Below are 23,454 nucleotides of genomic sequence, written 5' to 3'. Positions count from 1 at the left end.
TCGCGGCCCCGGCGCGCTCGAGACTGCATCTCGCTGACGAACCCGCGTCAGCCTGTCCTGAGACATGACAGAACCCGCGTCAGCCTGCAGCGAAGGTGTCAGCGAGGTGCAGTTTCGCGAGAAACCCGCACCCGCAGACGCCCCCGCACGCGAAAGCGCCCCGCCCCCACGACGGGGACGAGGCGCTTTCGACGCGGATTAGCGCTGGCGCTTCTCGCGGATGCGCATGTTGAGCACGATCGGGGTGCCCTCGAAGCCGTAGATCTCGCGCAGGCGCCGCTGGATGAACCGGCGGTAGCCCGGGTCGAGGAACCCGGTCGTGAACAGCACGAATGTCGGCGGACGCGTGGCCGCCTGCGTGCCGAACAGGATGCGCGGCTGCTTGCCGCCGCGCAGCGGGTGGGGGTGCTCGGCGACGAGCTCCGAGAGGAAGGCGTTGAACTTTCCGGTCGGAATGCGGGTGTCCCACGACTCGAGCGCCTGCTCGAGGGCCGGCACGAGCTTGTCGAGGTGGCGACCGGTGCGGGCCGAGATGTTCACGCGCGGGGCCCACGCGACGTGCGCGAGGTCCTGCTCGATCTCGCGCTCGAGGTAACGGCGACGGTCCTGGTTCTCCATGTCGTCGTCGTTGAGGCGATCCCACTTGTTGAACGCCAGCACGAGCGCGCGACCCGACTCGAGCACGAGGTCGATGATGTTGAGGTCCTGCACGCTGATGGGCTGCGAGACGTCGATCACGACGACCGCGACCTCGGACTTCTCCAGAGCGGTCGAGGTGCGCAGCGACGCGTAGAAGTCGGCGCCCTGAGAGAGGTGCACGCGGCGACGGATGCCGGCGGTGTCGACGAGCGTCCACAGCTTGCCACCGAGCTCCACGACTTCGTCCACCGGGTCGCGGGTGGTGCCGGCGAGCTCGTTGACGACGACGCGCTCTTCGCCGGCGGCCTTGTTGAGCAGCGACGACTTGCCGACGTTCGGGCGGCCGAGGATCGCCACGCGGCGGGGTCCGCCGATCTCGTACTTGGCGACCGCCGACACGTCGGGCAGCTCCTTCATGATCTCGTCGAGCAGGTCGGCCACACCGCGGCCGTGGATCGCCGAGACGGGGTGCGGCTCGCCGAGTCCGAGGTTCCACAGCGCGGCGGCCTCGGGCTCGTGGCGGGCGTCATCGACCTTGTTGGCGATGAGGAAGACCGGCTTGCCGCTCTTGCGCAGCAGCTTCACGACGTGCTCGTCGGTCGAGGTCGCTCCCACCGTGGCATCCACCACGAAGAGGACGATGTCGGCCAGGTCGATCGCGACCTCGGCTTGCGCGGCGACCGAGCGGTCGATGCCCTTCGCGTCGGGCTCCCAGCCGCCGGTGTCCACCAGCGAGAAGCGCCGGTCGAGCCACTCGGCCTTGTAGGTCACGCGGTCGCGGGTGACACCGGGGGTGTCCTCGACCACGGCCTCGCGGCGACCGAGGATGCGGTTCACCAGCGCCGACTTGCCGACGTTGGGGCGACCGACGATCGCGACCACCGGCAGCGCCGGCAGGAACTCGATCGCTCCCTCACCCGAGGCGAGACCCGCGAGGAGGGCGGCGTCTTCCTCGTCGAGGTCGAAGTCCTCGAGGCCCGCGCGCAGCGCTTCGGCCCGCTGTTCGGCGAGCACCTCGTCGAGCTGCTCCATCTTCTCGGCGAGCTGGTCGGGCCCGCCTTCGTACTCGTCTTCAACGCCCATCGCGGGCTCCCATCGTGGAGTCGACGACGCTCAGCACGGCGTCGACGGTCTGTTCGAAATCAAGGTGGGTCGAATCGACGACCTCGACGCCGGGGGCGGCGGTGAGGAAGTCGACGACCGTGGAATCAGCGGCGTCGCGCTGGTGGAGGGCTGCGGCGACCTTGGCGGCATCCTGATCCGTCATCTCCGCGCTGCGGCGCGCCGCACGCACCTCGGGAGCGGCGGTCAACAGGATGCGCACGGGCGCGTCGGGGAAGACCACCGTGGTGATGTCCCGCCCCTCGACAACGACACCGGGAAGACCGGCGGATGCCACGAGCCGACGGAACAACTGGTTCACCGCCTGGCGCACGGGGGCCACGCGGGCGACGCCGCTGACGGCGTCGGTCACGCGGGACTCGCGGATCGCGGTGGTCACGTCGACGCCCCCGACACGCACCCAGCGGTCGGTCGTGTCGAGCGAGATCGCGTAGTCGAAGTCGCCGAACACCTCGAGCACCGCGGTGGCGTCGGAGGTGTCGGCACCGTGGGCGAGAGCGTGCCACGCGAGGGCGCGGTAGGCGGCACCCGTGTCGAGGAAGCCGTACCCGAGACGGGCGGCGGAGGCCTTCGACACGCTCGACTTGCCGCTGCCGGCGGGGCCGTCGATCGCCACGATGACGGGCGCGGACGACCCCTCGGCGGGGGCCGCGAAGCCGGGCGCGGCGAGGCCGGGCCGGAACAGGGCGGGGGTGGGATCAGTCATGGGTGGTGCTCGCAATCCGCCAACCGCGCTGCTGGAGGCCGTCGACGGCGCGGCGGACCGCGTCGGGGACGACGCTGATCTCGGCCAGGCCGAACGGGGCACCGGGCGAGTGCTCGAGGCGTAGGTCTTCGACGTTGACGTCGAGGTCGCCGAGCTCGCCGAACAGGCGCCCCAGCTGGCCGGAGGTGTCGTCGACCATGACGACGAAGGTATCGAAGCGGCGGTTCTGGCCGTGCTTGCCGGGCAGGCGTTCCACGCCCTCGTTGCCGCGGCGGATGGTGTCGGCCACCGCGCGGCGGGCACCGGGCACCTCGGGATCGCGCAGGGCTTCGGCGACATCCGTGAGGTCGGCCGCGAGCTGGTCGAGGACCGCGACGACGGGCGCCGCGTTCGCGCCCAGGATCTGCACCCAAAGTTCGGGAGCGGATGCCGCGATGCGGGTCGTGTCGCGCACGCCCTGGCCCGCAAGACGCAGGGACCCGTCCGGCGCCTCGACGAAGCGGCCGGCGAGGAGGCTCGCCACCAGCTGCGGCACGTGCGACATGAGAGCGACGGACTCGTCGTGCTCTTCGGGCGTCATCTCGATGAGCGTGGCGCCGAGGTCGAGGGCAAGGCCCTCGACGAGGGACAGGTCGTAGGCCGAGGTCTCGCCGTCGCGGCACACGACCCAGGGGCGGCCGACGAAGATGTCGGCGCGGGCCGAGATCGCTCCTCCGCGCTCGCGCCCGGCCATAGGGTGCGAGCCGATGTAGCGCGTGAGATCGACCCCTCGTTCGCGGAGGGTACGCAGCGGTTCGAGCTTGACGCTCGCGACGTCGGTGACGACGGCATCCGGGAACGTCTCGAGCTCGCGCTGCACGACGTCGGCCGTCACGTCGGGCGGCACGGCCACGACGATCAGCGAGGGACGGTCGTCGGGGCGCTCTGCGCGACCGGCGCCGTAGTCGATGGCCAGGCGCAGCTGCGAGGGAGACGCGTCGACGAGCACGACGTCGACGCCGCGGGCGGTCAGCGCGTGACCGATGCTCGCGCCGAGCAGGCCCGAGCCGACGACGCGGACGGTGCCGCTCGTTCGGGTCGCCAAAGGCCCGGCCGCGCGCGCGGACGTTCCGTTCGGTTCGCTCATCGGGTCTCCTGCCCTGGGCGGCGCCGCTCGCACCGCGAAGCGCCCGAGAGGCTCACTCCGCCGGATCGGCCGGAGCGCTGTCGTCCTGACGGGACAGCGTGAGCAGGGCACCTCGTTCTACTGTAGTCAACTCGCGGGCCTTCCCCACCGGGAGAGTTCCCAGGTGGAGCGGCCCGAACTGCCGACGGACCAGCTCGACGACCGGATGACCGACCTCGGCCATCATCCGTCGGACGATCCGGTTCTTGCCCGAGTGCAGGGTCAGCTCGACCAGGCTCTCGCCCCGCGAGGAGTCGAGCAGCCGCGCCTTGTCGGCGACGATGCGCCCGTCCTCGAGGTCGACGCCCTTGATGAGGCGCTGGATCGTCTGCGGCAGCACCTGCCCCTCGACCTTGGCGATGTAGACCTTCGTCACCCCGAACGAGGGGTGCGCGAGCACGTGGGCGAGGTCGCCGTCGTTGGTCAGCACCAGCAGGCCGCTCGTGTCGGCATCCAGTCGTCCGACGTTGTAGAGCCGCTCGTCCCAGTCCTTCGTGTACTGACGGAGGTCGGGGCGACCGCGGTCGTCGCTCATCGAGCTCACGACCCCGGTGGGCTTGTTGAGGATGACGTAACGCTTGGACTCGTCGAGCTGGATGGCCGTGCCGTCGACGTCGACCAGGTCGGTCTCGGGGTGGATGCGGCGACCGAGCTCGGTGACGACGAGACCGTTCACGCGCACGCGTCCTTCGACGATCATTTGCTCGGCGACGCGGCGCGAGGCCACTCCCCTGTTCGCCAGCACCTTCTGCAGGCGGATGCCGTCCTCGCTCGCCGAGCCCGCGCCCTCTGTCGCTGCGTCTGAAGCGTCGCTCATTTCAGTACCTCTCCGTCGAATCCGTCCGAGCCGTCGTCGAGCAACGGCGAGATGTGCGGCAGCTCGTCGAGCGAGTTGATGCCGAGGTTGACCAGGAGCTGGTCGGTCGTTCCGTAGTGGATCGCGCCCGTGTCGGAGTCGGTGAAGACCTCCGTGATGAGACCGCGCGACAGCAGCGTGCGCACCACCGAGTCGACGTTCACCGCGCGGATGGAGGCCACCTGCCCCCGGGTCACGGGCTGCTTGTAGGCGATGACGGCCAGGGTCTCGAGCGCCGCCTGCGACAGGCGCGAGGGCGCCTGCGTGTTGACGAACTCGCCGACGACGTCGTCGTACTCCTCGCGCACGTAGAGCCGCCACCCACCGCCGACCTCGCGCAGCTCGAAGCCCCGCACCGGTCCCCCGGTCCGACCGTCGTAGTCAGCCACGAGCGCCTCGACGGCCTGTCGGACAGCCGGCACGGGCGCGCCGACGGCGGCGGCGAGGCTTACGAGGCTCTGCGGCTCGTCGAGGACCAGCAGGATCGCCTCGAGGCGACGGGCGACGGATGCCGCGTCACTCGGGCGCTGCGCGGGGATCGGGGCCTGCGCGGACGCGGTGTCGATCACGGAGTCATCGGTCATAGTCGGCTCCCAGGGCGGCGAGGTTCTCTTCCGACCACCTCTCGGCGGTCCAGCGCAGGGTGAGCTCGCCGAGCGGCTCGAGCTGCTCGAACGACAGCGCGGCGTGGCGGTACAGCTCGAGGATCGACAGGAATCGTGCGACGACGACCCCCGTCTCGGTGACCCCGGCAACGAGGTCGCGGAAGTTCAGGGTCCCCGCGGAACGCAGCAGGGTCACCACGATCGCGGCCTGCTCGCGGATGCTGACCAGGGGCGCGTGCAGGTGGTCGAGTCCCACCGTGGGGATCTGCTTCGGTGCGAAGGCGACCACCGCGAGCGCGGCGAAATCGTCGGCGCTGAGCGTCCACTTCAGCTCCGGCACGGCGCTGCGGTACTTCTCGTCGAGCCGGACGTTGCGCGTGTGCCGCTTGTCCTCGCGCTGCAGGCACCGCGCGAACCACGCCGAGACCTCCTTGAACGCTCGGTACTGCAGCAGGCGGGCGAACAGCAGGTCGCGGGCCTCGAGGAGGGCCACCGACTCGGCATCCACCAGCTCACCCTGCGGGAGGAGCCCGGCGATTTTCATGTCGAGCAGGGTCGCGGCCACCACGAGGAACTCCGACGCCTCGTCGAGATCGCTCTCGGGCCCCATCGCCCGCAGATAGGCGATGAACTCGTCGGTGACACGACTGAGGGCGACCTCGGTGATGTCGAGCTCGGCGCGCGAGATCAGGGTCAGCAGCAGGTCGAACGGGCCGTCGAAGACGGGGAGGGTGACGCGGAAGCCGGTTGCGTCGGATCCGGCCCCTTCGACAGGCTCGGGGATAGACGTCGGATCGGCGGCCGAAGCGAGCTCGGCGTCCGACGCGGGCTCGGGGGCCGTCGCGAGGGCGACGGCGTCGGGGGTGTCGTCAGGCGACGGCGCCACGGGCGACCAGCTCCCGCGCCAACCGCAGGTAGGCCTGGGCGGCGGCGTGCTCGGGCGCGAACTCCGTGATCGGCATGCCCGAGACCGAGGCATCCGGGAACTTCACCGTGCGACCGATGACCGTCTCGAGCACGTCGTCGCCGAACGCCTCGACCACCCGCTCGAGCACCTCGCGCGAGTGCAGGGTGCGGGGGTCGTACATCGTGGCGAGCACGCCGTCGAGCTCGATCGCCGGGTTGAGGCGGTCGCGCACCTTGTCGATCGTTTCGACGAGCAACGCGACACCGCGGAGGGCGAAGAACTCGCACTCGAGCGGGATCAGCACGCCGTGGGCCGCCGTCAGGGCGTTGACGGTCAGCAGACCCAGCGAGGGCTGGCAGTCGATGAGGATCACGTCGTAGTCGGCCGCGACCTTGCGCAGGACCCGGGCGAGGATCGTCTCGCGGGCGACCTCGTTGACAAGATGCACCTCGGCCGCCGACAGATCGATGTTCGCGGGCAGGATGTCGAGACCCTCGACCCGCGTCGACACGATGACCTCGCGCGGGTCGCGCTTGGTGTCGAGCAGCAGGTCGTAGATGGTCGGCACGTCGTGCGTCTGGATGCCGAGACCCGCCGACAGCGCACCCTGCGGGTCGAAGTCGATCGCGAGCACACGTCGCCCGTACCCGGCGAGAGAGGCCGCCAGGTTGATGGTGGTCGTCGTCTTTCCGACGCCGCCCTTCTGGTTGCAGAGCGCGATGATGCGGGCGGGACCGTGGCTGTCGAGCGGCTTCGGGGTGGGGAACCCCTGATACGGGCGACCGGTGGGTCCGAGGATGACCTCGTCTGCGCCCGTCTTCTGGCCCTTTGTGCTCGCCGACACCGAGTCTCCTGCCTTCGTCATAACGTCCCCGAGTCTAGCCGCCGCCCGTCCCCGCGCCCGTGTGACCCGCGGGCCGGGCCGAGGTCGCACCGCGCGACAACCGAGGTCTCCGAGACTGTCGCGGGACCGGACGCCGCTAGCCCGCGCGCACCGCGACCCGCGCGCGCCGCACCTGCACGAACAGCGCCAGAGCCAACGTCAGCGCCGCCCACGCCGCGGCGACCTTCGTCAGCACGCCGTAGATGAGGTGCGTGGTCGTGTACTCCTCGTCGAACCCGCCGTTCACCGCGAGCGAGATGACGGATGCCACGGCCAACGCGACCGGAAGCGAGAGCCACCACGCCCAGCGGGCGGCATCCGGAATCTGCCTCCGCACGGGCGCGGGCGCGTGCCGCGACAGCCACACCAGCGCGAAGACGGCCAGCACGGCCAGCCCGAACGCGCTCGAGGCGTGCTGCAACCACTTGGCCCCCGTGAACGGCCCCCACTGACCCGCGAGGGCGGGCAGCAGCTGCTCGCCCACCCGACCCTCATGCGTGAACAGGTCCCAGGCGATGTGCGAGGCGACGCCGAGCGCGAGCGAGAGGACGAGCCACAGGATGCCGATGACTCCCCCGCCGACGCTCTCGCGCAGCGCCGTGGGGGCGCCGGCATCCCACTGCGCCGGCAACCGCTCCGCCACCGGTCGCGGCAGCAGCTCTCGGGTGGCCGGACGCAGCACGCACCGCCAGACCAGCAGCAGCACGAAGGCGACGACGACGGTGACCGGCAGCCACGCGACATCGTGCGTCACGCCGTAGCCGGGCCACATCCCGCGCACGAAAAGCGGCAGGTCGGGGGTCATCGCCCCGATCGCGATCGCCGCCGGAACCAGCCGCGTGCGCAGGAAAGGCAGCGCGACGACGGCGTGGCTCGGTGTGAACGGCATGTCAGCTCAGGAAGAGCCCCGCGAGGGTCTTCTTTCCGCGGCGCAGCACCGAGACGCCGCCGGGGAGCGTCCCCTCGACGACCGCTTCGTCGCTCGTGACCTTCTCGCCGTCGAGCGAGACACCGCCCTGCGAGATCGCGCGACGGGCCTCACTCAGGCTCGCGCACAGGCCCGTGGCCGTGAGCGCCTCGACCACGGTGGAGCCGGCGGCGACGGTCGCATGCGGCAGCTCTTCGAGCGCGCTGCGGAGCACCGCGGCGTCGAGGACCGTCACATCGCCCTGCCCGAACAACGCCTCGGTGGCCGCGATGACGGCCTCGGTGGCCTCCACACCGTGCACGGTCGTGAGCACCTCGCGGGCGAGACGCTTCTGCGCCGCGCGACGGAAGGGCTCCGCCTCGACCAGGGCCTCGTACTCGGCGATCTCGGCGCGCGTGAGGAAGGTGAACACCTTCAGGCGCTCGACCACGTCGCGGTCGTCGGTGTTCAACCAGAACTGGTACATGACCCAGGGGCTGCACATCTCGGCATCCAGCCAGATCGCGTTGCCCTCGCTCTTGCCGAACTTCGTGCCGTCGCTGTTCGTGATCAGCGGGGTGCCGATCGCGTGCACCGAGACGCCCTCGGCGCGGCGCACCAGGTCGGTGCCGCTGGTGAGATTGCCCCACTGGTCACTGCCGCCGGTCTGCAGCACGCAGCCGTACTGGCGGTACAGCTCGAGGTAGTCGAGGCCCTGCAGGATCTGGTAGCTGAACTCGGTGTAGCTGATGCCCGCTTCGGAGTTCAGGCGCGCGCTGACCGCGTCCTTCTTCAGCATCGTGCCGACGCGGAAGTACTTGCCGATGTCTCGGAGGAAGTCGATCGCGCTGAGAGGTGCGGTCCAGTCGAGGTTATTGACGATCCGCGCGGCGTTGTCGCCCTCGAAGCTCAGGAAACGCTCGACCTGACCGCGCAGCAGACCCACCCACTCCTCGACGGTCTCGCGCGCGTTGAGCGTGCGCTCGGCCGTGGGACGCGGGTCGCCGACGAGACCGGTCGACCCGCCGACCAGTCCGAGCGGGTGGTGACCGGCCAGCTGCAGGCGACGCATCGTGAGCAGCTGCACGAGGTTGCCGAGGTGCAGGCTCGGCGCGGTCGGGTCGAAGCCGCAGTAGAACGTGATCGGGTCTCCGCCGAGCAGTTCGCGCAGCTCGCCCTCGTCGGTCGAGACATGCACCAGACCGCGCCAGACGAGCTCGTCCCAGACGTTGTCGAAGGTCGGATCGATGGCGGGGGCGAGGGCGCTCACGGGCGCCGCATCGGTGGAGGCAGACACCGGTTCAGGGTATCAGCGGGGGTATCCGACTCCGGATGCCACGGCCCGGGCACTCACCAGGGTCGCTGGGGCGGGTGACCGGCGGCGGTCGCGGGCGGATCGGTCGGGAGGAGCAGAACGCGGGTCTGCGAGCGCGCGACCACCCAGATGACCGCGATGGCGACCCCAAACAGGACCGCGCACACCGTCACGAGCACGCCGATGGCCAGCTGCACGGGCCCGGCCGCGATCGAGATGAGGACGATGCCGACGACGATCGCGATCCCCGTCAACGCCGCGATCACCGTCAACGCGATGCGGAGCGTCCGCATCGACTGCTCGGCATGGAAGGTGGGACGCACCCCGAAGGTCGACGAGAGGTAGGCCCCCCACCGCTGACCCGTCCACCACCGATGAGCGACGCGGCTGATCGGGTACCACCCCGCGCCGGGTCCGTCGACCTCTCCGGGCAGCGGGCGCACCTGCTCAGGAGCGACGGGGTCTCCGACCGGTGTCGGGATCCGTCGTACACGCGTGCTCTGCGCGGCCATCGCCAACCACAACGCCGACAACGCCAGGAAGAACAAGGGCAGGATCGTGAGGTTCCGCGTGAGAACGCCGGACAGCACGAAGCACAGACCCGCGAACAGGAACATCCCTCCCGCGACCCATCCGAAGACCGGCCGCTCCAGCGTTGCCCAGTCGATCCCCGCTCTGCCGTCGCGCACGCGGGAGCCCGTCCAGATGGTGCCGTCCCACCAGCGCAGCTCGCCCGCTGTCGTGGGGTACCAGCCCGGCTGCGGCCCGGACTGGGCGGGCACCGCGACCGGCTGCGGCGGCGCAGCGACCGGGGCCGCGGCGGCGACCGGCGCCTCGTGCACCGTCCACTGCGTTCCGTCCCACCAGCGGACGCGCCCCGGCGTCCCCGCGTCGTACCAGCCTGGTGCAGCGTTCATGCGTCCATCTCCCCCTGTGATGTGCTTCGACCGTAGCCGCTCCGCGCGGGTCGTGAGGCGTCAGCCCGCGTGCACGCCCCACCACACGAGGAACGCCGCGGCGAGCGAGGTGACCCAGCTGACCAGACTGCCGATGAGGAAGTACTCCGCGCGGTCGCCGTCGTCACGGTCTCTCGAGATCTCGGGGAAGCGCACGATCCCCTTCGCCGCCAGGACCGCGGCGAGAAGCGTGTACGCACCGGTCAGCGTCAGCACGAAGACGAGGATGCGCTCGAGCGGCCCGATCAGCCGTCCGCCCTTGAGGGTCGGCACGGTGGCGCCCTCGGGGTCGGCCGCGCGCCCGCCCATCTCGGAACGCAGCGCGATGCGCACCACCGCGTTTCCCGACTCCAGCAGGAAGACCAGACAGCCGATGACGAGGACCGCCACGTCGATCGACACCGACGCTCCCGGGCGATACGCCGCCCACGCTTCGCCGAGCAGACCCGGCCGCTCCCGCCCCGGGGCGATGACCACGCACGCCGCCGCGGCGAGCGCGAGCAGGGCGACAGGCCACAGGCCCGCGCGGGCGGGACCGTCCTCGGGCACGACCCACGTCCAGATGGCGGCGACCGCGACGGCGAGGAGCCCGGCGATCACGGCGTCGAGTCCGGCCGAGAACAGCACGAGGAGCACGGATGCCACCGCGAAGGCGAGCCACCGACGCGTGCGGATCATCTGGCGCAGCAGATCGACCGCGCCGACCGCGAGGAGCAGAAGCCCGGCCGCGATCACGATCGAGCCCCCGCGGTCAGCGCCGCGAAACCCTCGACGAGCGACGCCGCCCCCGCCGTCGCAAGTGCCTGCGACACGGCGGATTGGCTGACACCCTCGGCGTCGGCGAGGTCGCGCTGGGAGCGGCCGAGGCAGCGACCGTACGTGAGTCTGCGCGACCTCTCGCTCATGGCCGACACGAGCTGGTCGCGACTCAGGGCGTAGGCGCGGGCGAGCGCGATGGTCTCGGTCATGGTGGCATCCTCCCCCTCGCCGAGGACGATCCACGTGCGGGCGAGCGGCGCGGCGCGCTGCTGCAGGCGCTCGATGTGGTCGATGGCCTCTCGAGCGGCCCACCAGGCCGGCCCCTCGGGGACGGTGCGGTCGGCCAGTTCGATGGGGCGCACGTCGCCGACACCGATGCCGAATCGGCAGTCGACGTCATCGGGCAGCGCCAGGCGCAGCAGGAGCAGGGACGCGAGAGCGCTCGAGAGGTCGTCGTATTCGCCCTGCAGCTCGTCGCCGACCACGGCCGTGAGGGGGGCGGTGGCGAGGGGCAGATCGTTCTGGACGGTGGCGACGGCGTCTTCGATGGCGCGTTGCGCCCCGGCACGGTCATCGAGTCGCCGCGACGCGACGATGTCGGCAATCACGGCAACGGTCATGAGATAAGTTTAACGCTTATTTTCGTCAAATGATAAGCGAATAACTGATACTCAGGCGGTGAGTGTGCGGGATGCCGCCTGCGCGCGCGCCACGAGCTCTTCGCGCTGCTCCCCCACCCGCGCCGGCGCCGTGCCTCCAACGCCCGTTCGACTCGACACCGAGCCCTCGATCGTCAGCACCTCGCGCACCTGAGGGGTGAGAGCGGGCGACACCGAAGCCAGCAGGGCGTCGTCGGCGTCTTCGAGACCGATCTCGCGCTCCTCGCACGCCCGCACGAGCGCGCCCGAGATCTCGTGGGCGTCGCGGAAGGCCACACCCTGGCGCACCAGCCACTCGGCGACATCGGTCGCGAGCGAGAAGCCCTGCGGAGCGAGTTCGGCCATGCGGTCGGTGTGGAAGCGGAGCGTCGCGATCATGCCCGAGAACGCCGGAAGCACCAGCTCGAGGGTGCGCACCGAATCGAAGACGGGTTCTTTGTCTTCTTGCAGATCGCGGTTGTAGGCGAGCGGAAGCCCCTTCAGTGTCGCGAGCAGCCCCGACAGGTTGCCGATGAGGCGACCGGCCTTACCGCGAGCGAGCTCGGCGATGTCGGGGTTCTTCTTCTGCGGCATGATGCTCGAGCCGGTGGAGTACGAGTCGTCGAGAGTGACGAAGCCGAACTCGCGGGTGTTCCAGAGGATGACGTCTTCGGCGAGGCGCGAGAGGTCGACGCCGATCATCGCGGTGATGAACGCGAACTCGGCGACCACGTCGCGCGAGGCCGTGCCGTCGAGGGAGTTCTCGGCGGGTCGGGCGAGCCCCAGGCGGTCGGCCACGAGCTGCGGATCGAGGCCGAGGGTCGCTCCGGCGAGGGCGCCGCCGCCGTAGGGCGACACCGAGGCGCGCACCGACCAGTCGCGCAGGCGCTCGAGGCCGCGGACGAAGGCCCACCCGTAGGCCTGGAGGTGGTGGGCGAGCAGCACCGGCTGCGCGTGCTGCAGGTGGGTGCGACCCGGCATGATCGCGCCCTCGTGCGCTTCGGCCTGGGCGACCAGGGCGTCGATCAGACGCAGCAGTTCGCGGGTGAGGGTGCGCGAGTGATCCAGCAGATACAGCCGGACGAGGGTGGCGATCTGATCGTTGCGGCTGCGACCGGCGCGGAGCTTGCCGCCGAGGGCCGGACCCACCGTCTCGATGAGCACGCGCTCGAGCGCTCCGTGCACGTCTTCGTCACCGGGAGCCGCGACGAGCGAGCCGTCCTGGACGCGGGCCGCGAGCTCGTCGAGGCCGTCGTGCATGGCCTGCGCCTCGTCGGCCGTGAGGTAGCCCGCGGCTTCGAGGGCGGCGGCGTGGGCGTGCGAGCCCTGGATGTCGTACAGAGCGAGATCCCAGTCGAAGTGGGTCGAGCGGCTCAGGGCCGCCAGCTCGGGAGACGGTCCGCCCGAGAAACGGGCCCCCCACAGGGCGCCCTCGTTCGTCGACTGACCGGTCTCGCTGCTCATGTCGTCCAGCCTACCGAGGGCCGCCGACACCGCCGGAGCCGATGACGGGCGCCGGACCCCGCGTCCGCGCCCCCGGCGCGTCATCCCGCCCCACGATCCGGCGCACGACGGCGTCGATGAACATCTCGAGCGGGCCGCGGCCGATCGTGAGCGCCCAGACCGTGCAGCCCACGAGGAGCCCCAGGGCGAGGGGCACGAACAATCCCGCCTCGCGGATGCCCCCGAGGTCGGAGGTGTCACCCAACAGCACCAGCGCCACGACGGCCCAGACCACCAGCTGCAGCACGTACGCGGTAAGTGGCATCGAGCCGACCGCGCGCAGCGGCACCGCCACCCAGCGCAGCGGGGTACGGCACAGCAGCAGGCACACCCCGATCGTCAGCAGGGCGAAGCCGCCCGAGCCGATGACCTCCCACAGCCCCGAGGAGTGATCCTCGGCGGTCAGCACGGCGGCGAGGTAGGGGTCGCCCGCCGCGACCGGGCGCGTGGCGATCGCGAAGCCGTACCCGGCGAGCGCGAGCGAGAGCCCCGCCATCGCGAGGAGCCCTTGATCCGCGAGGCTCCGCAGATCGAGTCGGCCCACCCCCATCCCCGCGAGGAGGAACGCGATCCACACCGTGAACGGGTAGGCCCACCCGACCGCCGCTTCGAGCTCCGCGCCCCCGAGACCGGCCCAGACGGGTGCGGCGTCGAGGATCGGCTGGATCCACGGCATGACCAGCGCGAGCCCGCCCGCGGCGACGAAGAGGCTGCGCGCGCGCATCCCGAGGAACGGCAGCGCGAGCACGAACAGCAGCGCGTAGGCGGGGAGGATGACGTAGACCGGCACCCCCGTCATCACCAGCAGCAGGCCGATCACCCAGAGCAGAGCTCCGCGCAGCGCCAACCGCGCCGCCGCACGCGGTCGCCGCTGCGGCTCGAGCGGGCGGGGACCGCCGGTGACGAGGGCGATCGAGACCCCTGCGAGCACGGCGAAGAGGATCGACGAGCGACCGTTCACGAGGGTGATCCACGTGCTCGGATCGGGGGTGAGGGTGCGCTCGGTGTCGAGCAGGTGTGCGGCGAGCATGCCCAGCACCGCCAGACCCCGCGCGAGGTCCACGCCGACCAGCCGGCCCGCCCCGTCGAAACGGGACCAGGCACGGCCGATCGGCGACGAGGTCATTGCTGGCGCAGAAGCCACACCAGAAGGGCCTTCTGGGCGTGCAACCGGTTCTCGGCCTCGTCCCACACCACGCTCTGCGGGCCGTCGATGACCTCGGCGTCGACCTCGTAGCCGCGGTCGGCGGGAAGACAGTGGATGAAGATCGCGTCGTCGGCGGCGCGGGTCATGAGCTCGGTCGTGACCTTGAACCCGCCCAGGTCGCGGATGCGCGCGATCTTCTCCTCTTCTTTGCCCATCGACACCCAGGTGTCGGTCACGATGACGTCGGCTCCGGATGCCGCAGCCTCGGGGTCGCTGACCAGCGAGATCGACCCACCGGTCTCGGCGGCGATGCGCTCGGCATCGGCGATCACATCGGCGCGGGGCGCGTAGTCGTCGGGCGCGGCAACGCGCACGTGCATGCCCGCGGTGACGCCGGCGAGGACGTAGGAGTGCGCCATGTTGCTGCGGCCGTCGCCGAAGAACGACAGGGTCAGTCCCTTCAGCTCACCCTTGTGCTCGCGGATCGTGAGCAGGTCGGCCAGCAGCTGGCACGGGTGGAAGTCGTCGCTGAGGGCGTTGATGACCGGCACGCGCGTCCCGCGCGCCATCTCTTCGAGACCCGCCTGGGCGTAGGTACGCCACACGATCGCGGCGACCTGACGCTCGAGCACGCGCGCGGTGTCGGAGGGGGTCTCCTTGCCGCCGAGCTGGCTGTTTGCGGTCGAGATGATCAGCGGCGAGCCGCCGAGGTCGGCGATGCCGACGGCGAACGAAACACGCGTGCGCGTCGACGACTTGTCGAAGATGACGGCGACCGTCTGGGGGCCTTCGAGCGGCTTCTGCGCCCAGCGGTCCTTCTTCAGCTCGATCGCGAGGTCGAGGATCTCAGCCTGCTCGGCCGGGGTCAGGTCGTCGTCACGCAGCAGGTGGCGGGTCACGCGGGGGCTCCTTCGAGGATGAGGGCGTCGGACACCGTGGCGAGCGCGGCACCGAAGAGGTGGAGGAAGTCCGAGATCTCGGCATCCTGGATCGTCAGGGGCGGCGCGATGCGGATCGTGTCGTCGTTCGCGGCGTTGACGACCAGACCGTGCTGCTGGGCGGCGGCGACCACGGCCTTGGCGACCGGGCTCGTGAGTCCGATGCCGAGGAGCAGACCGCGACCGCGCACGCCCGCCACGAGGGGCGAGCCGAGGGCGGCGATCCCCTCGCGCAGCTGCGTTTCGCGCCGCGCGGCATTCTCGACGAGGCCGGCGGACTCGATCTCTTCGAGCACGGCCCCGCCGACGGCGGTGCCCAGGGCGTTGCCGCCGAAGGTCGAGCCGTGGGTGCCGGGGAAGAACAGGTCGCTGGCCGCGCCGAAGGTGATGAGAGCGCCGATCGGGAAGCCGCCGCCGATGCCCTTGGCCACCGTGATGGCGTCCGGAACGATCCCGGCGTGCTGGAAGCCGAACCACGCGCCGGTGCGACCCGCGCCGGTCTGGATCTCGTCGATGATCAGTAGCGCACCGTGGCGCGCCGTGATCTCGCGCGCCGCCTGCAGGTAGCCCTCGGGCAGCTCGACCACTCCGGCCTCGCCCTGGATGGGCTCCACGAGGAAGGCGGCGACGCGCTCGTCCATCGCGGCCTCGAGGGCCTCGATCGTGGCGTCGATGTGCTCGACGCCCGGAACCATCGGAAGGAAGTCGGCCTGCAGCGAGGGCTTGCCGGTGAGAGCCAGGGCACCCATCGTGCGGCCGTGGAACCCGCCCTTGAGGGTCAGGATCCGGGTGCGGTCGGTGCCGCGACCGTGCAGGCGCGCGAGCTTGAGCGCAGCCTCGTTGGCCTCGGCGCCGGAGTTGCCGAAGTACACGCGACCCGACTCGCCCGTTCCGGCGAGGCGCTTCAGCCGCGCTGCCATCGCCAGCTGCGGGGGCGTGGCGAAGTAGTTCGACACGTGAGCGAGCGTCGCCGCCTGCTCCGAGACGGCCTTCACGAACACGGGGTGCGCGTGGCCGAGGGCGTTCACGGCGATGCCCGCGAGGAAGTCGAGGTACTTCGTGCCCTCGCTGTCCCAGACGTACGCCCCCTCGCCGCGGACGAACAGCGCCATGCGGTCGCCGAAGCTGCGCACGAGGTCGCGTCCCGCGTCGTCCTGCCAGGCGGCGCGCTGCGCCCCGGTTTCCTGAGTCGTGTCCGCGGTCATGCGACCACCTCCGTTCCGATTCCCTTGCTGGTGAACAGTTCGACGAGCACCGAGTGGGGCACGCGTCCGTCGATGATGGCCGCCGTCGGCACTCCCCCGTCGACGGCGTCGAGACACGCCTGCATCTTGGGGATCATCCCCGACTCGAGCGTCGGCAGCATCGCGCGCAGCTCGGTCGAGGTCAGGTGCGACACGAGCGAGTCGCGGTTCGGCCAGTCGGCGTAGAGCCCGGGAACGTCGGTCAGGACGACGAGCTTCTTGGCGTTGAGCGCCGTCGCGAGCGCCGCTGCCGCGGCATCCGCGTTCACGTTCAACGAGTTCCCGGGGTTGTCGAGGTCGGGCGCGATGCTCGACACGATCGGCACACGGCCCGCGGCGAGGTGATCGAGAACCGGCTGAGGGTCCACCGTGACGACATCGCCGACGCGGCCCAGGTCGTGCTCGACGCCGTCGACGACGACGCCGCGACGCCGACCGCCGAACAGGCCCGCATCCTCTCCGCTCAGACCGGTGGCCAGCGGTCCGTGCGCGTTGACCTTGGCCACGAGCTGCGGGTTTATCTGGCCCGTCAGCACCATGCGCACCACGCTGATCGCCTCGGTCGAGGTGACGCGGTAGCCGCCGCGGAATTCGCTGGGGATGTCGAGACGATCGAGCATCGACGAGATCTGGGGACCACCGCCATGCACGACGACGGGCTTCACGCCCACGTACCGCAGGTACGCGATGTCGGCCGCGAAGGCGTCCTGCAGCTCATCACTGACCATGGCGTTGCCGCCGTACTTCACCACCACGACCTGGTCGCGGTACTTGCGCACCCAGGGCAGCGACTCGACGAGCGTGACCGCCCGTTCGCTGGCTTCGGCGGGATCGGTGTCTTGCAGATCGACGTGGGTCATGAGGAGTAAGCGCTGTTCTCGTGGACGTAATCGTGCGTCAGGTCGTTGGTGCGGATCGTGGCCGCGGCCTCGCCGACCTTGAGGTCGATGACGAGGTCGGTGGCGCGCGGAGTGAGGTCGACGTCCTCGCGAGGGCGATCGGGACCACCGGCCGTGCACACGCGCACGCCGTTCATCCACACGTCCACGTCGTAGGGGTCGAAGGCCGCGTCGGTGGTGCCGATGGCGGCGAGCACCCGACCCCAGTTGGGGTCGTTGCCGAAGATCGCGGCCTTGAAGAGGTTGTTGCGGGCGACCGAGCGACCGACCTCGACGGCGTCGTCCTCGCTCGCCGCGTTCACGACCCGGATCGTGATGTCGTGGCTGGCTCCCTCGGCGTCGCCCTGCAGCTGAGCGGCGAGGTCGTCGCACACCCCGGCGAGGGCCGCGGCGAACTCCTCGGCATCCACCCGGATGCCGCTGGCACCGCTGGCCATGAGCGTCACCTGGTCGTTGGTCGACATGCAGCCGTCGGAGTCGAGCCGGTCGAAGCTCACGCGCGTCGCCGAGCGGAGCGCCGCGTCGGCCTCCGCGGCGTCGAGAACGACGTCGGTCGTCAGCACGACGAGCATCGTCGCCAGGCCCGGGGCCAGCATCCCGGCCCCCTTCGCCATGCCGCCGATCGACCATCCGTCGCCCGCGTGGACCGCGCGCTTGGGCTTCGAGTCGGTGGTCATGATCGCCAGAGACGCGTCTTCTCCCCCCTCGGCCGAGAGAGCGGCGACGCCCTCGTCGACGCCCTGCAGGACCTTCGCGCGGAACACCTCGTCTCCGGTGCCGATGAGACCGGTGGAACACACCACCACATCGCCCGCGCCGACGCCGAGGAGCTCGGCCGCACGCTCGGCGGTCTGATGGGTCGTCTGGAAGCCGAACGATCCCGTGAAGCAGTTGGCCCCGCCCGAGTTGAGCACCACGGCCTCGATCGTGCCGTCCGTGACGACCTGCTCCGACCACAGGATCGGGTTCGCCTTCGCGCGGTTCGACGTGAACACCGCGGCGCCCACCTTGAGCGGCCCCCGGTTCACCACCACCGCGACGTCTCGCGCGCCGGTCGACTTGAGCCCGACGGCGACTCCGGCCGCCTCGAATCCAGCGGGGGCGGTCACGCTCACGGGGCGACTCCGTTCAGGGGAAGGGCGGTGGTCTCGGCGAGACCCAGCGCCAGGTTCATGGATTGGATGGCCGCACCGGCGGTGCCTTTGACGAGATTGTCGACGGCGGCCACCACCGTCACGCGGTTCGCCGCGCGGTCGATCGCGAGCCCCATCGAGGCGACGTTCGCACCGAGCACGTCGGCCGTGCGCGGGAACACCCCCGCGGGCAGCAGCTCGACGAACGGCTCGTCACCGTACGCGTTCTCCCACGCGCCGCGGATCTCGGCATCCGTCGCCCCCTCGCGGATCGGAGCCGACGACGTGGCGAGGATGCCCCGCGCCATCGGCACGAGCACGGGAGTGAAAGACAGACGGATGCCGTCGCTCGACGCCCCCGCGGCGACCAGGGCCTGCCGGATCTCGGGGATGTGACGGTGGGTGCCGCCCACGGCATAGGGGTTCGCCGATCCGAGGATCTCGCTGGCGAGGAGGTTCGTCTTGGCCGACTTGCCGGCCCCGCTCGGTCCGACCGCGAGCACCGACACGATGTCCGCGGGGTCGATGACGCCGGCGGCGACACCGGGGGCGAGAGAGAGGGCCACGGTCGAGGCGTTGCAGCCCGGGGCGGCGACGCGCGTGGCACAGCGGAGCTTCTCGCGCTGCTTCCCGCCCGCGACCGGGAGCTCGGGTACTCCGTAGGCCCACGGGTCGGGGTGCGGCCCCCCGTAGAACTGCGCCCAGTCCTCCGCGGAGACCAGGCGGTGATCGGCTCCGGCGTCGATGATGAGCGGCGTATCAGCCAGGGCGTCGGTGTACTGCGCCGACTGGCCATGCGGCAGGGCGAGGAACACCACGTCATGACCCGCGAGCACCTCGGGCGTCGTGGGCTGGAGTTCGAGGTGCGCGAGGGAGCGCAGGTGCGGCTGGTGGGCGACGAGCGGCTGTCCCGCGCTGGAGTGCGCGGTGACGGTGCGGATCTCGACGTCGGGATGAGCGGCCAGGAGGCGGAGGATCTCGCCACCCGCGTAGCCGGAAGCGCCGGAGACGGCGACCGAGAGGGTCATGTATCCACCTTACGAGTCGGGGCTGGTGCTGAAAGCAGCGTGTACCGGGGCGGCGACGCCCGTATGCCCGACCGGAGGCGGGTTACGAGGTCGCCGAGAATCGGCGCGCGACCCGACGTCGACGCTCGCCACCGGTGCTCACGAAGAGCTCCTCGGTGCGCACGGTGATCGACGACATGTGGCGAGGGTATCCGCCGCGGAGGGCGCGGGGCAAATCGTCCCCCGCCCCGCTGTGACGCCCGGCGAGCCGGGGACGACACGCCCCTCGATGGCCATGTCCCCCAAATGGGGGACACGGTCGGGTTATGCTGTGGAACCTGCCCTCATCGCCGGGCACTTCCGACTGCCCCCTTTACCGGCGATGAGGGCAGGCCCTCGCGCGCGAACGCGCACCTGAGTGTATGCCGAACGTCAGGCGCGCGAGGACGCCGCCTCCCCCGCTGTGGAGCGGGTGAAAACGCCGGAGCGCCGAGCGGCGTAGGCCGTCGGCGCTCCAGGTCACGCGTGGTCGATCAGTCGCGGATCGCCGCACCGAAACGTTCTGCCGCCACGGCGACACCGGCGAGCTTCGCCTCGGTCGCCTCGGCCGCGGTGAGGGTGCGGTCGTCGGCACGGAACCGCAACGCGAACGTCAGACTCTTCGTGCCCTCTGAGAGACCGGGGCCGCGGTAGTCGTCGACGAGCCGGGCGCCCTCGAGCAGCGGGGCTCCCCCCTCGATCAGCGCGGCGCGCACGGCACCCGCGGCGACGTCGGTCGGAACCGTCAGCGACACGTCCTGCGTGGCGGCGGGGAATCCCGAGAGGGATGCCGCGACCGGGCGCGCCTGCGCCAGCTCGAGCATCGCGTCGAGGTCGAGCTCGGCCACGAGAACGCGTCCGGGCAGGTCCGCCGCGGCCGCGACAGCCGGCAACAGCTCGCCGACGTAGCCGATGTCGGTCCCCGCGGAAAGGACACGGGCCGTGCGCCCCGGGTGGAGCGCCGCACGCTGCGCCTGCACGAGTTCGATGTCGAGCCCGGCGGCGGCGGTCAACACGCGCACGGCGTCCACGGCATCGGCGAGATCCGCCGCAACCGCCGGCTGACCCGGCTGCTTCGCGACCGTGTGACCGGTCAGCAGAACGGCCACGTGACGGCGCTGCGGCGGAATCGACGCGTCGAGGGCCGTGAGGGTCGCGGCATCCGGCCGCACCGCCAGCGGCGGCACCGACGCGGTGCCGTACTGCACGCCCGGCTTCGGGAGGAAGACCGTGCCGGCCTCGAACAGCGCGAGATCGACGATGCCGCGCGAGACGTTGCGATGCGCGACCTGTAGCAGAGCGGGGATCAACGAACGGCGCAGGAACGGAGCGAGTCCGTCGAGCGGGTTCGCGAGCTTCACGCTCGGCAGCGGATCACCCGACGGCGAGCCGTGCAGGGCGTTCTGCTCCTCGGTGGTGAAGGGGAACGACGGCGTCTCGACGAAGCCGGCAGAGGCCAGAGCGTTCGCCACGCGACGGCGCCCCTGCTGCGCGGCGGTGAGCCCGCGGCCCGACGGGGGCGTCGGGAGGACGGACGGGATCCGGTCGTAGCCCTCGATACGCGCCACCTCTTCGGCGAGCGTCCACTTGTCGCTGAGGTCGTGGCGCCACGACGGTGCCGTGACCGCCCAGCCGCCCTCGCGCTCGTCGACCGCGCAGCCGATGAGGCGCAGGGCCGAGACGATCTCGTCGTCGGTGTACTCGACGCCGATCAGCCCGGGGACGAAGCCCGCGGGCAGCATGATCGCCTCGCGGCGGTACGTCGAGCCGAGCGACCCGCCCAGCTCGGTGTCGAGAGTGCCGCCCGCGAGCTCGACCATCAGCGAGGCGACACGCTCGGCCGCCACGTACGGGACGAGCGGGTCGACGCCGCGCTCGAAACGGCGCGAGGCCTCGGAGGGCAGCTTGTGACGACGCGCGGTGCGCGCGATCGAGACCTGGTCGAAGGTGGCCGCCTCGATCAGCACGTTGCGCGTGGCGTCGCTCATCTCGGTGGGGCCGCCGCCCATCACACCGGCGAGTCCGATCGGTCCCGACTCGTCGGTGATCAGGAGGTCTTCGGCGTCGAGGGTGCGCACCTGCCCGTCGAGGGTCTCGAGCTTCTCGCCCTGCTCCGCTCGACGCACCGTGATACCACCCTGCAGGCGGTCGAGGTCGTAGCCGTGGAGGGGCTGACCGAGCTCAAGCATGACGTAGTTGGTGATGTCGACGAGCACCCCGAGCGAGCGGATGCCGGCGAGCGACAGGCGCGTGATCATCCACGGCGGCGTCGGGCGCGAGGGGTCGACCTCGCGGACGATGCGCGCGACGAACTCGGTGGCGCCGCGGCGGCCGCGGATGGGCGCCTGGTCGGCGACCGTGATCGGGAAGCCCGAGGGCGTGCGCGCCGCGGCCTCGTCGTGGCCGAGGCCCGGGTCGCGGAAGTCCGCTCCCGTCGCGTGCGAGTACTCGCGGGCGACCCCGCGCAGCGACAGGGCGTAGCCGCGGTCGGGGGTGACGTTGATCTCGACCGCGAGGTCGTCCAGACCGAGCAGTGCGATGGCATCCGTTCCGACCGGCGCGTCGATCCCGAGATCGATCAGACGCAGGATGCCGCTGTGCTCGCTGCCCAGGCCCAGCTCTTTCGCCGAGGCGATCATGCCGTCGGACACGTGCCCGTAGGTCTTGCGGGCCGCGATCGGGAAGGGACCGGGCAGCACCGAACCGGGCAGGGTCACCACGACCTTGTCGCCCTCGAAGAAGTTGCCGGCACCGCAGACGATGCCGCGCACTCCCCCGTTCTCGGCGCCGACGTCGACCTGGCACCAGCGGATGGTCTTGCCGTTGGACTGGGGCTCGGGAGTGAACTCCTTCACCTCTCCGACGACGATCGGACCGGACAGCTCGAAGCGGTGCACGTCCTCTTCTTCGAAACCGACCGAGACGAGGGCGGCGAGGACGTCGTCGGGCGTGGCCTCTGCGGGCACGTCGACGTACTCGCGCAACCAGGAGAGCGGGACGCGCATCAGACCACCATTCCGAACTGCTCACTGAAGCGGACATCGCCCTCGGCCATGTCGCGCATGTCTTGCACGTCGCTGCGGAACATGAGCGTGCGCTCGATGCCCATGCCGAAGGCGAAGCCCGAGTACTCCTCGGGGTCGATGCCCGCGGCCCGCAGCACGTTGGGGTTCACCATCCCGCAGCCGCCCCACTCGATCCAGCGCGCCCCGCCCTTGAAGGTGGGGTGCCACAGATCGAGCTCGGCACTCGGCTCGGTGAAGGGGAAGAAGTTGGCGCGGAAGCGCGTCTTGGCCTCAGGCCCGAACAGCACGCGCGCGGCGTGGTCGAGCGTGCCCTTGAGGTGCGCCATCGTGATGTTCTTGTCGATGACCAGACCTTCGAACTGTGTGAAGACCGGCAGGTGCGTCGCGTCGAACTCGTCGGTGCGGTACACCCGGCCCGGGCAGAGCACGTAGATGGGCAGGTCGCGCTCGAGCATCGACCGCACCTGCACGGGGCTCGTGTGCGTGCGTAGCACGAGGTGGCGGGCGACCGGGTCGACGAAGAACGTGTCCTGCATCTGGCGCGCCGGGTGGTCGACGTCGAAGTTGAGCGCGTCGAAGTTGAACCACTCGTGCTCGAGCTCGGGGCCCTCGGCGATCTCCCAGCCCATGCCGACGAAGATGTCGGACACCTGCTCCTGGAGGAGGGAGATCGGATGCCGTGCCCCGATGCGGGCGCGCTGCGGCAGCGCCGTGACGTCGATGCGCTCGGCCTCGAGCTGCGCGGCGGTCTCGGCCGCGGCCAACTCGCTCTCGCGCGCGGCGAGCGCCTGGTTCACCCGACCGCGCGCCTGTCCGACGAGCTTGCCGAAGGCGGCCTTCTGGTCGGGGGCGACGTTGCGCATCTGGGCGTTCAGCTGGGCGAGGGAGGACTGCTCCCCCGTGTGGGCGGAACGGGCGGACTTGAGCTCGGCCGTGGTCGCGGCGGCGGCGATGGCGGCAAGGGCCTCATCGACCGCGGAGGCGACGGCCTCAGGGGTGATCTCGGGTGCGTCGGACACGAGATGAGAGTCTACCGACGGGCGGGGACACTCCCCCGCCC

21 protein-coding genes are annotated in these 23,454 nt (G+C 70.9%); all 21 read right to left on the bottom strand.

Going from position 1 to position 23,454, the window contains the following annotated elements; genetic code table 11:
• Window positions 1-198 precede the first annotated feature (198 nt).
• The 21 genes from der to pheS all read right to left on the bottom strand — a co-directional run bounded on the left by der (window position 199) and on the right by pheS (window position 23,413).
• Window positions 199-1,722, bottom strand: coding sequence for a ribosome biogenesis GTPase Der (der, locus tag BLS25_RS02305; protein WP_074694260.1), 1,524 nt, complete (start codon window positions 1,720-1,722; stop codon window positions 199-201).
• The gene (gene cmk, locus BLS25_RS02300) at window positions 1,712-2,467 is read right to left on the bottom strand and encodes a (d)CMP kinase (RefSeq protein ID WP_235556954.1); all 756 of its coding nucleotides are present in this window, start codon (window positions 2,465-2,467) and stop codon (window positions 1,712-1,714) included. The genes der and cmk overlap by 11 nt, the downstream gene beginning before the upstream one ends.
• The gene (locus BLS25_RS02295; protein WP_056227515.1) at window positions 2,460-3,593 is read right to left on the bottom strand and encodes a prephenate dehydrogenase; all 1,134 of its coding nucleotides are present in this window, start codon (window positions 3,591-3,593) and stop codon (window positions 2,460-2,462) included. The genes cmk and BLS25_RS02295 overlap by 8 nt, the downstream gene beginning before the upstream one ends.
• A 52-nt stretch (window positions 3,594-3,645) precedes the next feature.
• Window positions 3,646-4,449 carry a pseudouridine synthase gene (locus BLS25_RS02290; protein WP_056227512.1) on the bottom strand — a complete coding sequence of 268 codons (804 nt, stop codon included), beginning with the start codon at window positions 4,447-4,449 and terminating at the stop codon, window positions 3,646-3,648.
• Window positions 4,446-5,072: an SMC-Scp complex subunit ScpB gene (scpB, locus tag BLS25_RS02285; protein ID WP_056227509.1), complete on the bottom strand. Its 627-nt coding sequence runs from the start codon at window positions 5,070-5,072 to the stop codon at window positions 4,446-4,448. Before scpB ends, BLS25_RS02290 begins: the two co-directional genes overlap by 4 nt.
• Window positions 5,062-5,979, bottom strand: coding sequence for a segregation and condensation protein A (locus BLS25_RS02280; protein WP_074694259.1), 918 nt, complete (start codon window positions 5,977-5,979; stop codon window positions 5,062-5,064). The genes scpB and BLS25_RS02280 overlap by 11 nt, the downstream gene beginning before the upstream one ends.
• Window positions 5,963-6,865, bottom strand: a complete 903-nt coding sequence (locus BLS25_RS02275; RefSeq protein ID WP_056227506.1) for a ParA family protein — start codon at window positions 6,863-6,865, stop codon at window positions 5,963-5,965. Before BLS25_RS02275 ends, BLS25_RS02280 begins: the two co-directional genes overlap by 17 nt.
• 115 nt (window positions 6,866-6,980) lie before the next feature.
• Window positions 6,981-7,772 (bottom strand): DUF4184 family protein, encoded by a 792-nt coding sequence (locus tag BLS25_RS02270; protein ID WP_074694258.1) that lies wholly within the window; start codon window positions 7,770-7,772, stop codon window positions 6,981-6,983.
• A gap of 1 nt (window position 7,773) precedes the next feature.
• Window positions 7,774-9,087, bottom strand: a complete 1,314-nt coding sequence (gene tyrS / locus BLS25_RS02265; protein ID WP_056227496.1) for a tyrosine--tRNA ligase — start codon at window positions 9,085-9,087, stop codon at window positions 7,774-7,776.
• Window positions 9,088-9,140: 53 nt separating this feature from the next.
• Window positions 9,141-10,022 (bottom strand): DUF2510 domain-containing protein, encoded by an 882-nt coding sequence (locus tag BLS25_RS02260; protein WP_056227491.1) that lies wholly within the window; start codon window positions 10,020-10,022, stop codon window positions 9,141-9,143.
• Window positions 10,023-10,082: 60 nt separating this feature from the next.
• Window positions 10,083-10,796 carry a hypothetical protein gene (locus BLS25_RS02255; RefSeq protein ID WP_074694257.1) on the bottom strand — a complete coding sequence of 238 codons (714 nt, stop codon included), beginning with the start codon at window positions 10,794-10,796 and terminating at the stop codon, window positions 10,083-10,085.
• Entirely contained in the window at window positions 10,793-11,440 is a 648-nt protein-coding gene (locus BLS25_RS02250) for a SatD family protein (RefSeq protein ID WP_056227484.1), read from the bottom strand. Before BLS25_RS02250 ends, BLS25_RS02255 begins: the two co-directional genes overlap by 4 nt.
• A 51-nt stretch (window positions 11,441-11,491) precedes the next feature.
• Complete coding sequence (argH, locus tag BLS25_RS02245; protein ID WP_056228489.1) at window positions 11,492-12,922, bottom strand: argininosuccinate lyase; 1,431 nt, start codon at window positions 12,920-12,922, stop codon at window positions 11,492-11,494.
• A 10-nt stretch (window positions 12,923-12,932) separates the two neighbouring features.
• Window positions 12,933-14,087 (bottom strand): heparan-alpha-glucosaminide N-acetyltransferase domain-containing protein, encoded by a 1,155-nt coding sequence (locus tag BLS25_RS02240; protein WP_074694256.1) that lies wholly within the window; start codon window positions 14,085-14,087, stop codon window positions 12,933-12,935.
• Window positions 14,084-15,007 carry an ornithine carbamoyltransferase gene (gene argF, locus BLS25_RS02235; RefSeq protein ID WP_074694255.1) on the bottom strand — a complete coding sequence of 308 codons (924 nt, stop codon included), beginning with the start codon at window positions 15,005-15,007 and terminating at the stop codon, window positions 14,084-14,086. The genes BLS25_RS02240 and argF overlap by 4 nt, the downstream gene beginning before the upstream one ends.
• Window positions 15,004-16,251 carry an acetylornithine transaminase gene (locus BLS25_RS02230; protein WP_056227476.1) on the bottom strand — a complete coding sequence of 416 codons (1,248 nt, stop codon included), beginning with the start codon at window positions 16,249-16,251 and terminating at the stop codon, window positions 15,004-15,006. The genes argF and BLS25_RS02230 overlap by 4 nt, the downstream gene beginning before the upstream one ends.
• Window positions 16,248-17,150 (bottom strand): acetylglutamate kinase, encoded by a 903-nt coding sequence (gene argB, locus BLS25_RS02225; RefSeq protein ID WP_056227473.1) that lies wholly within the window; start codon window positions 17,148-17,150, stop codon window positions 16,248-16,250. Before argB ends, BLS25_RS02230 begins: the two co-directional genes overlap by 4 nt.
• The gene (gene argJ, locus BLS25_RS02220; protein WP_056227470.1) at window positions 17,147-18,304 is read right to left on the bottom strand and encodes a bifunctional glutamate N-acetyltransferase/amino-acid acetyltransferase ArgJ; all 1,158 of its coding nucleotides are present in this window, start codon (window positions 18,302-18,304) and stop codon (window positions 17,147-17,149) included. The genes argB and argJ overlap by 4 nt, the downstream gene beginning before the upstream one ends.
• Window positions 18,301-19,350: an N-acetyl-gamma-glutamyl-phosphate reductase gene (gene argC / locus BLS25_RS02215; protein ID WP_074694254.1), complete on the bottom strand. Its 1,050-nt coding sequence runs from the start codon at window positions 19,348-19,350 to the stop codon at window positions 18,301-18,303. The genes argJ and argC overlap by 4 nt, the downstream gene beginning before the upstream one ends.
• A gap of 512 nt (window positions 19,351-19,862) precedes the next feature.
• Window positions 19,863-22,373, bottom strand: a complete 2,511-nt coding sequence (pheT, locus tag BLS25_RS02210) for a phenylalanine--tRNA ligase subunit beta (protein ID WP_074694253.1) — start codon at window positions 22,371-22,373, stop codon at window positions 19,863-19,865.
• The gene (gene pheS, locus BLS25_RS02205; protein ID WP_074694252.1) at window positions 22,373-23,413 is read right to left on the bottom strand and encodes a phenylalanine--tRNA ligase subunit alpha; all 1,041 of its coding nucleotides are present in this window, start codon (window positions 23,411-23,413) and stop codon (window positions 22,373-22,375) included. Before pheS ends, pheT begins: the two co-directional genes overlap by 1 nt.
• Between the last annotated feature and the right edge of the window lie 41 nt (window positions 23,414-23,454).

This window comes from Microbacterium testaceum StLB037, from assembly GCF_900104345.1.
GTDB classification, from domain to species: Bacteria; Actinomycetota; Actinomycetes; order Actinomycetales; family Microbacteriaceae; genus Microbacterium; species Microbacterium testaceum_A.
The sequence above is the reverse complement of the archived record's forward strand: the minus strand, read 5'-3'. Positions and strand labels throughout refer to the sequence as shown.

Excerpts from the sequence above, each read along its gene's own strand:
- der (WP_074694260.1), bottom strand. The coding sequence starts at position 1,722 with ATGGGCGTTGAAGACGAGTACGAAGGCGGGCCCGACCAGCTCGCCGAG.
- cmk (WP_235556954.1), bottom strand. The coding sequence starts at position 2,467 with ATGACTGATCCCACCCCCGCCCTGTTCCGGCCCGGCCTCGCCGCGCCC.
- BLS25_RS02295 (WP_056227515.1), bottom strand. The coding sequence starts at position 3,593 with ATGAGCGAACCGAACGGAACGTCCGCGCGCGCGGCCGGGCCTTTGGCG.
- BLS25_RS02290 (WP_056227512.1), bottom strand. The coding sequence starts at position 4,449 with ATGAGCGACGCTTCAGACGCAGCGACAGAGGGCGCGGGCTCGGCGAGC.
- scpB (WP_056227509.1), bottom strand. The coding sequence starts at position 5,072 with ATGACCGATGACTCCGTGATCGACACCGCGTCCGCGCAGGCCCCGATC.
- BLS25_RS02275 (WP_056227506.1), bottom strand. The coding sequence starts at position 6,865 with ATGACGAAGGCAGGAGACTCGGTGTCGGCGAGCACAAAGGGCCAGAAG.
- BLS25_RS02270 (WP_074694258.1), bottom strand. The coding sequence starts at position 7,772 with ATGCCGTTCACACCGAGCCACGCCGTCGTCGCGCTGCCTTTCCTGCGC.
- BLS25_RS02260 (WP_056227491.1), bottom strand. The coding sequence starts at position 10,022 with ATGAACGCTGCACCAGGCTGGTACGACGCGGGGACGCCGGGGCGCGTC.
- BLS25_RS02250 (WP_056227484.1), bottom strand. The coding sequence starts at position 11,440 with ATGACCGTTGCCGTGATTGCCGACATCGTCGCGTCGCGGCGACTCGAT.
- argH (WP_056228489.1), bottom strand. The coding sequence starts at position 12,922 with ATGAGCAGCGAGACCGGTCAGTCGACGAACGAGGGCGCCCTGTGGGGG.
- BLS25_RS02240 (WP_074694256.1), bottom strand. The coding sequence starts at position 14,087 with ATGACCTCGTCGCCGATCGGCCGTGCCTGGTCCCGTTTCGACGGGGCG.
- BLS25_RS02230 (WP_056227476.1), bottom strand. The coding sequence starts at position 16,251 with ATGACCGCGGACACGACTCAGGAAACCGGGGCGCAGCGCGCCGCCTGG.
- argB (WP_056227473.1), bottom strand. The coding sequence starts at position 17,150 with ATGACCCACGTCGATCTGCAAGACACCGATCCCGCCGAAGCCAGCGAA.
- argC (WP_074694254.1), bottom strand. The coding sequence starts at position 19,350 with ATGACCCTCTCGGTCGCCGTCTCCGGCGCTTCCGGCTACGCGGGTGGC.
- pheT (WP_074694253.1), bottom strand. The coding sequence starts at position 22,373 with ATGCGCGTCCCGCTCTCCTGGTTGCGCGAGTACGTCGACGTGCCCGCA.